The sequence below is a fragment of the Sulfoacidibacillus thermotolerans genome, assembly GCF_003144315.1.
GTDB classification, from domain to species: domain Bacteria; phylum Bacillota; class Bacilli; order Alicyclobacillales; family SLC66; genus Sulfoacidibacillus; species Sulfoacidibacillus thermotolerans.
Window position 1 is genome coordinate 16599 of sequence record NZ_MPDK01000011.1, and the last position, 12105, is coordinate 28703.

At 47.0% G+C, this 12105-nt stretch carries 11 protein-coding genes, 1 tRNA gene and 1 other RNA gene; 2 read left to right on the forward strand and 11 right to left on the reverse strand.

Annotation, left to right across the window (positions count from 1 at the left end; all coding sequences use genetic code 11):
• Nucleotides 1-4 precede the first annotated feature (4 nt).
• The 8 genes from BM613_RS07910 to BM613_RS07945 form a co-directional block, all read right to left on the reverse strand.
• Nucleotides 5-313 (reverse strand): DUF2508 family protein, encoded by a 309-nt coding sequence (locus BM613_RS07910; RefSeq protein ID WP_109430638.1) that lies wholly within the window; start codon nt 311-313, stop codon nt 5-7.
• Nucleotides 314-380: 67 nt separating this feature from the next.
• Nucleotides 381-980 carry a recombination mediator RecR gene (gene recR / locus BM613_RS07915; protein ID WP_109430698.1) on the reverse strand — a complete coding sequence of 200 codons (600 nt, stop codon included), beginning with the start codon at nt 978-980 and terminating at the stop codon, nt 381-383.
• 2 nt (nt 981-982) lie between these two features.
• The gene (locus BM613_RS07920; protein ID WP_109430639.1) at nt 983-1294 is read right to left on the reverse strand and encodes a YbaB/EbfC family nucleoid-associated protein; all 312 of its coding nucleotides are present in this window, start codon (nt 1292-1294) and stop codon (nt 983-985) included.
• Between the two features lie 17 nt (nt 1295-1311).
• A complete protein-coding gene (gene dnaX / locus BM613_RS07925; RefSeq protein ID WP_181362969.1) occupies nt 1312-3087 on the reverse strand; it encodes a DNA polymerase III subunit gamma/tau in 1776 nt (591 codons plus the stop codon).
• A gap of 5 nt (nt 3088-3092) precedes the next feature.
• On the reverse strand, nt 3093-4226 hold the full coding sequence (locus tag BM613_RS07930) for a two-component system sensor histidine kinase NtrB (protein WP_109430641.1): 1134 nt from the start codon (nt 4224-4226) through the stop codon (nt 3093-3095).
• Between the two features lie 65 nt (nt 4227-4291).
• Nucleotides 4292-4391, reverse strand: an RNA gene (gene ffs / locus BM613_RS07935) — signal recognition particle sRNA small type.
• A gap of 34 nt (nt 4392-4425) precedes the next feature.
• Nucleotides 4426-4515 (reverse strand) — tRNA-Ser (locus BM613_RS07940).
• 30 nt (nt 4516-4545) lie between these two features.
• Entirely contained in the window at nt 4546-5010 is a 465-nt protein-coding gene (locus tag BM613_RS07945; RefSeq protein ID WP_109430642.1) for a nucleoside deaminase, read from the reverse strand.
• 118 nt (nt 5011-5128) lie between these two features.
• On the opposite strand from BM613_RS07945, the gene asnB reads away from it, so the two are divergent.
• Nucleotides 5129-6979 carry an asparagine synthase (glutamine-hydrolyzing) gene (gene asnB, locus BM613_RS07950; protein WP_109430643.1) on the forward strand — a complete coding sequence of 617 codons (1851 nt, stop codon included), beginning with the start codon at nt 5129-5131 and terminating at the stop codon, nt 6977-6979.
• A 22-nt stretch (nt 6980-7001) separates the two neighbouring features.
• Here the strand turns inward: asnB and gmk are convergent, their stop codons facing one another.
• From gmk to BM613_RS07965, 3 genes are all read right to left on the reverse strand, one after another.
• Nucleotides 7002-7646 (reverse strand): guanylate kinase, encoded by a 645-nt coding sequence (gmk, locus tag BM613_RS07955; RefSeq protein WP_181362970.1) that lies wholly within the window; start codon nt 7644-7646, stop codon nt 7002-7004.
• Nucleotides 7647-7871: 225 nt separating this feature from the next.
• Nucleotides 7872-8078: a copper ion binding protein gene (locus tag BM613_RS07960; protein ID WP_109430645.1), complete on the reverse strand. Its 207-nt coding sequence runs from the start codon at nt 8076-8078 to the stop codon at nt 7872-7874.
• Nucleotides 8079-8138: 60 nt separating this feature from the next.
• On the reverse strand, nt 8139-10517 hold the full coding sequence (locus tag BM613_RS07965; RefSeq protein ID WP_109430646.1) for a heavy metal translocating P-type ATPase: 2379 nt from the start codon (nt 10515-10517) through the stop codon (nt 8139-8141).
• Between the two features lie 343 nt (nt 10518-10860).
• Between BM613_RS07965 and BM613_RS07970 the strand changes: the two genes are divergently transcribed.
• Entirely contained in the window at nt 10861-12057 is a 1197-nt protein-coding gene (locus BM613_RS07970) for an ROK family transcriptional regulator (RefSeq protein WP_245926307.1), read from the forward strand.
• Nucleotides 12058-12105: the final 48 nt, after the last annotated feature.

The following is a 12105-nucleotide window of genomic DNA, read 5'->3' on the forward strand; positions in this document are numbered from 1 at the left end:
TCCGTTAAAAGGAATCAGAGTCGCGCGCAAAAGATAGATTCACACGAGGAAAGTCTTGACGATCAGACCGATACGAACGGAAATTTACATGGTTTGGGATGTTCACGACAATTCGCAAACGCCTAGCCACGCGCATTAACCCTTCAAATCGCATTTCCGCCGCATTTAACAGATAGATGGCATCGTCGATAACAACCTCGTCCATCGCGTTGTTAAACTGTTGCAAGGCCAGTTGCCACTGCGCATGTGCGTCTGCAATTTGCGCAAGGAGCTCTGCGCGCTGCTCGTCCGAAAACCCCTCGAATTCCTCCATAGGCCGGCCCTCTACTTTCCGTATGGTTAGTAGAGTATAGTGAGCAAGCAGAGGTTTTATGACAACTTTAGATTGGACGGCGAAATTCCATCGCACGTTTAAGCGTTATTTCATCCGCATATTCCAAATCGCCACCCACAGGGATCCCATGTGCGATACGTGTAACTTGCAACTGATCAAAGTGATGTGCCAAGCGCGCGATGTACATCGCTGTAGCCTCGCCTTCCACTGTTGAATTGGTTGCTAAAATTAGCTCAGTTACTTGTTCATTCGCGATGCGCTGCAACAATTCACGCAGGTGAAGCTGGTCTGGACCAATCCCATCCATCGGGGAAATTGCCCCGCCAAGTACGTGATAGAGCCCGTCATATGCTTGCATTCGCTCAATTGCAAGCATATCGCGAGTGTCTTGCACTACACAAATGACACTGCGATCGCGTAGGGGATCTCCACATACCGGGCAAGGGCTGCGATCGCTGATTGCGCAACACTGTTCACAAATGGTTAACTCCTGTTTCATACGCAACAGCGCCTGCGCGAATTCTTGCACTTGCTCATCTGCCATCGTCGTCACATAAAATGCAAGACGTTGTGCGGACTTTGGACCGATTCCAGGCAGTCGCTCAAACTGTTGAATCAGCCGCAAAATAGGTTCTGGAAACTGCAACATTAGAATAACCCAGGGATGTTCAATCCCCTTGTGTATTTGCCCATTTGTTCTTCAATGAGCGCTTCGACTTTCTGATTGGCATCATGCAGTGCCGTTAAAATTAAATCTTCCAGCATCTCTACATCTTCAGGGTCGACCACTTCCGGCTTAATTTTCACAACTTCCACTTTGCGATGTCCATTCATCTGAATCGTCACTGCATCTCCACTCGCAGACCCCGTTACCGTCATGGAACCGAGCGCCTCTTGCGCCTTACTCATATCCTCTTGCAATTTCTTGGCTTGCTTCATCAACTGATTCATATTTTTCATTAGACCATCTCCTGTTCCTATTCTTCGATTACAATTTGCACTCGATCTTCACCGAGTAATTCTATCACTTTTTCCACCCACGGCTCACGTCCTTTCGACTGTATGGGTTCAGTATCCAGCGGATGCTCTTGTTGCAATTGTCCCCATTTGTCCTCAAGGATTGTAGCGATTGATAACGTGCATTGAAAGAGTCTTTGCAACACCTCTTCAATGAATTCGCGGTGAGGACTGCGCATCACGGTCTCCGCATGCAAAGAAGACTTAAAAGCGACCACAAGATGTTCTCCAAACACAGCTACAGGACGTCCCGCCAACAACCATGCCCTAGACTGTATGCTCACCTTCTTCACTTCTTCTAAAACGAGATTCCACTTTTGCTCAATCGCAGCAAGTCGATCTTGATCATTTTGTGACATTTTCTTTCCACGCCATGGCTCTATTCCCCTCATCGCCACCTTTTGAGGATGTATCGGAGAGACTCGCACCTCTGAAGCAGGAGCAAAATCCGCTTGCGCCATGTAGTCAGGAGTTTTCCCCTCAGTAAAAGGTGTACGCACTTCCTCACTTGTGATGGGGGAACTCCTTTCTTTACGCAAATTCTCATGCCGTTGTTCAAACGCCTCAATGCGTTTCGTCAGTTGCGATACCTCTTGCTGTAATTCCTGCAATACCTCCGCTTGTACCAACTGCCCTGCTTTTTGCTGAGCCTGTATTTCGTTTATAAAAGAGACCAGACTCACTTCGACATAAAGCCGAGTCTGTGCTTGATAACGCAATTCCGACTGTAGGCTGCCCATTCGCTGCGCAAAGGTCAGCAAAATTTCAGGAGTCACACGTTGAATGACGATTGGGAATGTGGGATCATACGCGGAGCGATCTCCGGATTTTTCCTCTACTCCCCCACAACGCTGTAAAATCGCATCGCGTAAATAGGACGAAATCTCTACTACAAGCTGCGACGGATCCACTCCTTGTTCCCAAAATGACGCCAGCAGTGATAACAATGCCGCATAGTCACGCGTAAAAACATGAGTGCAAAGCTGGCCAATCTTTTCACTCGCAACCCCCCCTGTCACTTGCGCCACTTGCTCTACGCCAACTTGTAAATCAGAAAATGCGACCACCTGATCTAACAGCGCGAGCGCATCACGCAATCCTCCTTCTGTCAAACGCGCAATCAGCCACAAGGCCGCATCCTCAATCTCAACTGGGAGCGTTGCGACCACTTCTCGCAAGCGATCGACCACACGTTCAATCTTGACACGGCCAAAAGTAAAGCGTTGGCACCGTGAAGCGACAGTGGGAGGCACTTTATGCAATTCTGTCGTGGCCAAAATAAAAAGGCAATAATCGGGGGGCTCCTCGAGTGTTTTTAGCAATGCATTAAACGCTTCCGGCGTTAACATGTGGACTTCATCGATAATGTACACTTTCTTTTGAACTTCAGTCGGTGCATATCGCACTTGTTCCAACAGAGAGCGAATTTCATCAATTCCGCGGTTCGACGCCGCGTCCATCTCAATCACATCCATAACCGCGCCAGCTGTAATCCCAGTACAAGCCGGGCAGACATTACAAGGCTCAACCCCTTGCGGATGCTCACAATTGACCGCTTTTGCCAAAATCTTTGCTAAGCTGGTTTTCCCAGTACCACGTGGCCCGGCAAATAAGTATGCATGTGCCAAGCGGTTCATCTGGAGCGCGTGCGTCAGTGTGGTCACCACATGCTCCTGTCCAATTACGTCCGCAAAGCGCTGCGGTCGCCACGCGCGATACAAAGCCACATAAGACACCATGATCACTCCTTGACCGCAGCCGGTAAAATGATCGAAAAAGTCGTACCAAATCCCTTAGAAAAGACGCGAATTTCTCCGCCAAATTCAGTGACAATGCGTTGACAAATCGCCAACCCTAGACCTGTTCCATGTTCCTTCATGGTAAAAAATGCATCAAAAATTCGATCAATCATATAAGATGGAATGCCTGGTCCCGTATCAGAGATGTCGATGTGAACATTTTTTCTGTCTGCATCATCATGTGTCGCAATCGTTAACGTCCCCCCTCCGCTATCTTCCATCGCATCCAGTGCATTACTCACAAGATTAAGCAGCACTTGTTTGAGATGATTGCGATCCACGCGCACAAGAGACGTAGGTTCTAAAAGAAACTGACAATCTATGTTGCGCAACAGGGCATCGGATTGAACAATAGAGGCAATGCTCTCAATCACTTCATTGGATGTAATCATCTCCAGCACAAGATCTGCTGGCTTTGCAAGAAGCAACATTTGGTTGACGAGTTGATTCACCCGATCAATTTCAGATAGCATCAGTTGAATATAAACTTGCTCCTTTTCTAATCCTACAGCAACGAGATCCCGTTCTAATACCTGTAGAAAACCTCGGATCGAAGTCAGTGGGTTGCGAATTTCATGCGCTATCCCCGCCGCCATTTTCCCTGCAGTCGCCAATTTATCATGTCGCAATACCTGCGCCTCAATGGTCATCAAGTTGTCGATCTCGCGACAAGCAAATATTGATCCATATACCTCTTGGTGTTGCTGAATGACATGGGCGTCAACAAGTAAATGAACAAGTTTTTCTTTGCGCTCAAAATGAACCAAGCGAGAACGATATTCGCTCTGCTCCAGAAACGTCTTTTCAAAAAGCGCAATCAAAGGGGGGTATTTACTAAGGATCACGTGGAGTGGTTGCGGAGCGTCCATCACCGGCAATTCAACGAGCTCAGCAAAGGGATGATTATATTCGATCATCAATTGATGCGAATCCGTATATATGTAGGAAATAGGCAGTATTGACATCATCCACTGCATCAAATGCAAAATAGGGGTCGGATCTACCTGATCCTCCGAACTTCCCGATAGTCCAAACATTTCGAATAGAGTTGATAACTCCGAGTGAGATTTGCGCATGCACACGTTCCCCTTGCCGTACGACGACCGAAAAACATGAAGATTTAGCCGAACTCTCAGCGCCACCTAGCCAGGCGGGACTGCGGCACCCGTCTGACATCTCTTAGTGCTGCTTCCGTCAGGACCTGACACAGTTCGAGAGCAAGCGTTGCGCAGGACCCAACTAGATGAGCGCTGAGACTCCGGCTAAATATAGAAATGGCGGAGAGAGTGGGATTCGAACCCACGAGCCCCGTTAAGGACTACTCGCTTTCGAGGCGAGCTCCTTCGACCACTCGGACATCTCTCCGCAGGTCGCGTCAAAACAGCTACTCATGAATTAGCGCAAGCGTTTTTCGCGAAAGAAATCTTGAATTATATTACCACATTGTTGAGCCAAAATGCCACCGGTAACAACTGGATAATGATTGAGTCGTTCAAATGCATACGCATGACCAGATGACCGGAGTGCTCCACCCTTAGGATTTTCAGCTCCATAAACTACATGCGAGATCCTGCTAAGTTGAATCGCACCTGCACACATCATACAGGGTTCGATCGTAACATACAAGCGGCAGTCGTGAAGTCGCCAGTGCTTGCGCTTAGCAGCCGCAGCCTGAATGGCTAACATCTCCGCATGAGCCGTAGGATCGCCGCGCCACTCACGCAGATTATATCCCCTTCCCAATACCTGCCCCTCTTTATCTATTACAACAGCACCAATCGGAACTTCCCCCAAATCATAGGCCCGCCTCGCCTCATGTAAGGCTAGCTCCATAAAATACTCGTGATCTTCGCGTATCATCTTGCCCACAATCTCCTTTCCCTCATTGTATCATCGACACACCTTTTTGGCCTCTTGCATACATTGTGAAAGACCTGGGCTCATAAATCCCTGAACAGTTTACTAGGAGGAATCTGACATGTGCGGAATTGCAGGATATGTCGATTGGGAAGGTGCCACAAAAGAACGTTTGAACACGATAGAGCACATGGGCACAACCTTAGTCTGTCGGGGACCGGACGCGGATGGGACCTTTGTCCATGGGCCCGTGGCGTTTGCTCACCGCAGACTCATTGTCATCGATCCAGAAGGCGGGATCCAACCGATGGTGCGCCGTGTAGACGGTCGCAGATATGTCATCACCTATAATGGTGAACTGTACAATATGGATGAATTGCGGCGAGAACTCGAACTGTGCGGACACACCTTTGAAACGCGATCTGACACAGAATTACTCCTGCTCTCTTATGTCCAATGGGGTCCCCAATGCGTAGAAAAACTCAACGGAATTTTCGCTTTTGGCATCTGGAGTGAGACCGACCAAACCCTCTTTTTGGCGCGTGATCGCTTAGGTGTAAAACCTCTATTCTACACGGAACGTGGTCACTTATTCGTGTTTGGCTCAGAATTGAAAGCTCTTCTTGCACATCCAAACGTGCCAGCTGAAGTCGATTTGGAAGGGCTCGCCGAATTACTTCTCATCGGTCCGGCCCACACACCCGGTCACGCTGTATTTAAAGGAATTCATGAACTACGGCCTGGTTACTCTCTGCTCTACTCTCAGTCAGGGACAAAAATCACCCAGTACTGGAGACTCGAGAGCCATCCACACGAAGATGACGTCGAAACAACTGCTGACACGGTGCGCGAATTACTGCGAGATGCCGTATCGCGCCAACTCGTCTCCGATGTGCCTGTAGTCACTTTTTTATCGGGAGGACTCGATTCCAGTGCAGTCAGTGCACTTGCTGCGGAAGCTTTTCAGGCAGATGGACGCGGCCCCTTGCATACTTACTCGATCGATTTTGCAAATATGGATGAATACTTTGAAGCGAACGCCTTTCAGACTGGGCGCGATACGCCATTTGCCCGCCGCGTGTCCAAATATCTTGGCACCATACACCATGAAATCGTCTTTGACACACCTGATTTGATCGAACATTTAACTCGCCCGCTCGCCGCTCGCGACCTTCCTGGCATGGCAGACATTGACACGTCACTCTATCTTTTCTGCAAGGAAATAAAAAAAGAGGCGACAGTCGCGCTGTCAGGCGAAGCCGCTGACGAAGTGTTTGGCGGATACCCTTGGTTCCATCGAGAAGACGCATTACAAGCTGATACTTTTCCCTGGTCACTTCAACTCGAAGAACGTATACGGCTTTTGTCCAAGGAATTCCTCGCACGACTTAACCCGATTGAATACGTGAAGGAACGCTACCATGAGGCGCTGGCCGAAGTGCCAAAACTACCTGGTGAAACCCGTGAGGAAGAGCGCTTGCGTGAAATCTCTTATTTAAACATCACACGCTTTTTAACGACTTTACTTGAACGCAAGGATCGCATGAGTATGGCGACAGGGTTGGAGGTTCGAGTTCCTTTTTGTGACCATCGATTGGTCGAGTATGTGTGGAATATTCCTTGGAAGATTAAGCGTTTTGATGGGACTGCGAAGGCCATTTTGCGTAAAGCAATGGTGGGCATTCTACCTGATGACGTCGTCTATCGACGCAAAAGCCCCTATCCTTCTACCCATAACCCCGCTTATTTAGCTGCTGTACGAGAGTGGGTAGAGCAGATTCTCGACGATAAAACGCAACCTATTCACGCCTTAATAAACGAATCGGCCGTTCGCGAACTGATTCAAGCAAGTTACAATAAACTCGAACATCGGCCTTGGTTTGGTCAAATCATGGCAACCCCACAGATGTTTGACTATCTGATTCAAATCAACACGTGGTTAAAAACGTACAACGTTCAAATTACATGGTAAACAAGCGGGAGAAGCTGTGCCTTTATTGTGGCACTTCCCGCTTCCCCTTGAAGTTTTTACTAGTTCTCACTTCTTGAATAATCTCTCGCAACTGCTGCGCACTCTCGTCGAGATTGTCATTTACAACCACAAAGTCATACTTGTCTTGATATTTCATCTCAAGCTCCACACGCTCTAGTCGCTTCTGAATATTGCGTTGGTCTGCATCCCGACTATACAGGCGATTTGACAATTCATCGAGTGAAGGTGGCATTATAAAAATTGTACAAATGTGTTCTGGAAAAGCCGCGACAGCATCTGCACAACCGAGCACATCCATGTCTGTGATAATATCGTAGCCATTTTCAATCGCATAGCGAATCGATGGTAAATGTGTACCATAGTAGTCATTCGTATGAATTTTCTTCCACTCGAGAAACTGCCCACGCTCGATCATTTCCTCAAATTCATCCTTAGAAACAAAAACGTAAGGATTCAGTTGACTTTCACCAGGACGCATGGGGCGAGTCGTGGCCGAAGGCATATAATACACGCCTGACAACCCCTGCAAAACGATGCCAAGCAGTGTGTTTTTCCCTACACCAGAAGGACCAGATAAAATAAAAAAATAGCCTGGTCGATCTTGTTGATCCTCCGGTCGAAATGGAATAAAGATTTCCGGAACCATCCTCATCCCCCCTTTACACGTGTCGCGGCATCGCACAAATCCCTGCCAAGCACATGGTTTACCACATTATGATGGGTATGTAGGAGCTCTGTCAACGCTACATACCCTATCCGGTCATAAAACAGTAAAAAACGAGTGAAATGGGCATTCTCAGGATTTTCGATCATACAAAGTAGGGGGCAAGCATTTTAGCTCCCCCCATTAAACTCATGTATAAATTATTGATCACTCAGTATCGTATCCGGCTTCTTCTATCGCTTCTTTCAAAGACTCCACCGTGGTTTTTGTTTCATCAAACGTAACTGTGGCCTTTGCACTTGCTAGATCCACCTTTGCTTCGCGTACCCCCTGTACACGATTCAGTGCATTCGTAACTGATTTCACACATCCACCACAGGTCATACCCTTTACTGCAATTGTAATTGTCGACATGACTTCCATCTCCTTTTTTCTATGCAACCGCTCCGTATGCAACGTCTTGTCACATAGACATTACACACTTCTTCCCAAGCGAAGACAACGCAATAACAAGCTATTTGAAACTACGCTTACTGAACTCATTGCCATAGCCGCCCCAGCAATGACTGGACTAAGAATTCCAGAAGCAGCAAGCGGAATCCCAAGTACATTGTAAAAAAATGCCCAGAAGAGATTTTGTCGAATCTTTTTCATTGTCGCTTTAGATAACCGAATCGCATCAACCACACCATACGTCCTTGCATTCATCAGTGCAATGTCGGCTGCTTCAATCGCAACGTCTGCACCTGTCCCCATCGCAATGCCAATGTCAGCTGCCGCCAATGCCGGAGCATCATTGATTCCATCCCCCACCATCGCCACAATGCGCCCATCCTTACGGAGCGATTCCACCTTCGACGCCTTCTCTGTAGGGAGGACACTGGCAATGACGTTCGTGATTCCAACTTGTGTAGCGACCGCCTTTGCTGTTCGTTCATTGTCACCAGTAATCATCCACACTTCGATGCCCATCCGATGAAGTTCACGCACTGTTTCAGCTGCATCTTCTTTAATAGGGTCCGAGATGGCCAAAATACCCAGCACTTGCTTTGAATCAGCTACTAAAATCGCCGTTTTCCCAGTTTCCTCATAACGAACAAGGATCTCGTTAGGAATGTTGTCAATCCCGTGTTCAAGCAGCCACTTGTCATTCCCAATTCGAATCAGTTGATCATCAATCTGGCCCTCGATTCCCTTCCCAGGGATTGCTTCTACATTCGATACTGTTTGAAGAGCAACTCCGAGTTCCTCTGCGTATCGCACGACAGCTGTACCTAGTGGATGTTCACTCTGCGCCTCTAGTGAGGCTGCTAGCCGAATCAATTCTGTTTCAGTTACTCCTGATGCCGTCCAAACATCAGTCACCCTAGGTTTCCCAGTTGTGAGGGTCCCTGTTTTATCCAGTATCACAGTGTTTATTTTGTGTGCCAACTCAAGATGTTCTCCGCCCTTAATGAGGATCCCAGATTCTGCACCTAGACCTGTACCGACCATGATGGCTGTCGGTGTCGCTAAGCCTAACGAACATGGGCAAGCAATGACCAGTACTGCAACTGCTGCAAATAACGCATGTGACCAACCACTGAATATTCCCCAAAGAATCAACGTGAAAAGTGCAATGATCAGTACAATAGGTACAAAAATACCTGATATTTTGTCAGCAAGTCTTTGTACAGGCGCCTTAGACCCTTGCGCTTGGTCTACCAAGCGAATCACTTGTGCCAATGCAGTATCAGAGCCCACTTTTGTGACTTCCATCGTGAATGCTCGCGTTTGGTTTACTGAAGCACCCACTACCGGATCGCCGACCTCTTTTGAGACGGGGAGTGGCTCCCCCGTTAAAAAGGATTCATCCACGAATGTATTGCCTTCTGTAATCACACCGTCTGTCGGAATTTTCTCCCCAGGGCGAACTCGTACCGTATCCCCCACTTGCAACTGTTCTACCGACACATCACTTTCCTGCCCATCCCGAATGACATGGGCAACTTTAGCACCCAATTTGGCCAGAGCTTCCAAAGCCGAGCTCGATTGCGCTTTCGCTCTCGTCTCCAATAACTTCCCCATAAAAATAAGTGTGATGACTGTAGCGGAGGAATCAAAATACGTATCTGGACTTCCTATCCATGTTAAGATTACACTGTATACGTACGCAACAGATGTTCCAAGAGCGACTAACACGTCCATGTTGGCCGCTCCACCCCGCAGGGAATGATATGCTCCTTTATAAAATCGCCAACCGACGTAAAATTGAACGGGCGTAGCCAAGATAAAACTCAGCCAATTCGGCATATAGGCCTGACCGCCAAACAACATATACAGCATTTGTATTACGAGCGGCATTGTGAGAATGACAGAAAACCAGAACTTCGCTAGTTCCCGTTTATATTCTTGCTTTTTACGAAGTTTTTCTTCTTCAACTACCTGTTTCGATGCAAGTGTTGCCTCATATCCGGCCTTTTCAACAGCCTTTATGAGATCATCCTCTTGAATCAACCCTGGGATGTAAGAGATATGGGCCTTCTCAGAAGCTAAATTGACATGAATCGATTTGACGGAATCAACTTTCCCCACCACTTTTTCAATTCGAGCTGCGCAAGATGCACAGGTCATTCCCTTGATGTTCAGATCCACTTCTCGAATTGGAACAGAGTAGCCAGACTTCTCAATTTTTTGAACGACATCTTGCCAAGTAGATTCACTATCCAAAATGACGCGTGCTCGTTCCGAGGCGAGATTCACATTGATTTCTTTGACCCCGGGAAGTTTCGCAACGTTTTTTTCGATTCGGATCGCGCAGGATGCACAAGTCATCCCCTCAATCGGTATACTGAGTTCTTCGATCTTTGCCACGAAGATTCCCTCCTGCCTTCTATTCCCCTCCGACAATCGTATCTTTTACGAATTACGAGTGTATGATTCCAGACTAGATAAAGTTGCTTAGTGAGAAGCTGCTTGATCACATCAAACCGCCTTCACATACTATACCCCCGTACAGTATGTATGTCAAATGCGCATAATACCAAATACTCGAAATGGACTCCTCCAAACAACTGCATAGATGATCTCGCGTTTAAAACTCAGCAATTTCCTTTTTAATTACAAATACATGTTACTTCAAACACTTATGTAAATGTGTTAAACTATGTAGTAAATTCACACGCTCTCATTTATAAGGAGAATCTGAAATGCTATGATGAATATCGATGCGTCCGCCATGCGATTGCTCAACCGAGCAAGCGTCTTGCGTTATATCCGCGATCATAAGTTGACGACGCGAATTGCAATTTCCGAGGCTACAGGACTCACACGAGCCACTGTATCGTCATTGGTTGAAACACTACTTGAAGAAGGATTTGTTGATGAAGTGGGGTATGGCGCTTCCAGCGGAGGACGCAAACCTGTAATGCTGCGATTCAATGCCGACGCAGCATATAGCATTGGCGTTGATGTGCAAATTTCGCATATGACCACAGTGGTATGTAATATTCGAGGCGATATCGCATACAAAAATGTACGTCGATTACTTAACGCTCAAACGGGGCAAAAAATTGACCAACTCTCTTTATTAGAGTGGATTCAAACGGAAGTCAAAGCTGCACTTGCACATGTGCCGCCATCGCCGCACGGGATCACAGGGATTGGCCTAGCCGTTCCAGGACTTGTGAATTTCACTACTGGATTTATTTATCATCTTCCGAATTTATCGATATCAAACTGGGGGATAAGAGAAGTCCTTCAAGAACAATTTGCGCTTCCTGTCTATGTGGATAATGACGCAAACTGTGGCGCCTTTGCCGAATATGAAAAACGCAATGTGCCAAAATCAAGTATTATCTATGTGAACGCTGGAATCGGTGTAGGCGTAGGACTTATTTTAAACGGTCAATTATTCCGAGGTAGAGATGGTCTAGCTGGCGAATTTGGACATATGACGATCGAAGAAAACGGCGTTCCCTGTAGTTGTGGAAATCGTGGGTGTTTTGAACAATACGCATCAGAACAAAGTCTGATGCGCTATTTAGAGGAATTACAAATTCATGTGTCCCCATCTGCGGAAATTAGCAGCATCCTTGAACAAGTCATTTACGAATCTTATCTTGGCTCTGAGAAATATCAATTCGCTTTCGAACGTTTAGGCACTTATCTAGGCATTGGTATGGCCAATATTGCTAACGCCTTAAATCCTGATGAAATTGTCCTTGGTGGAAGAGTGTCTATGGCCTATAAATTTCTTTCAGAACGAATGATCTCCACTTTTAAACAACGCGCAATTTCTCAAAACCGAGAAATCCCAATTGTCATGGGATATGTCAATGGTGTGGCGATTGGCGCAGCTGGCATTGCGATGAATGAATCGCTGTTTGCCAGTCCGGTTGCCTCTGTTGGTTAAGTCCCCTCCCAATCTACAAAAGTTTGCAACCATTGTAGATTGGGAGGT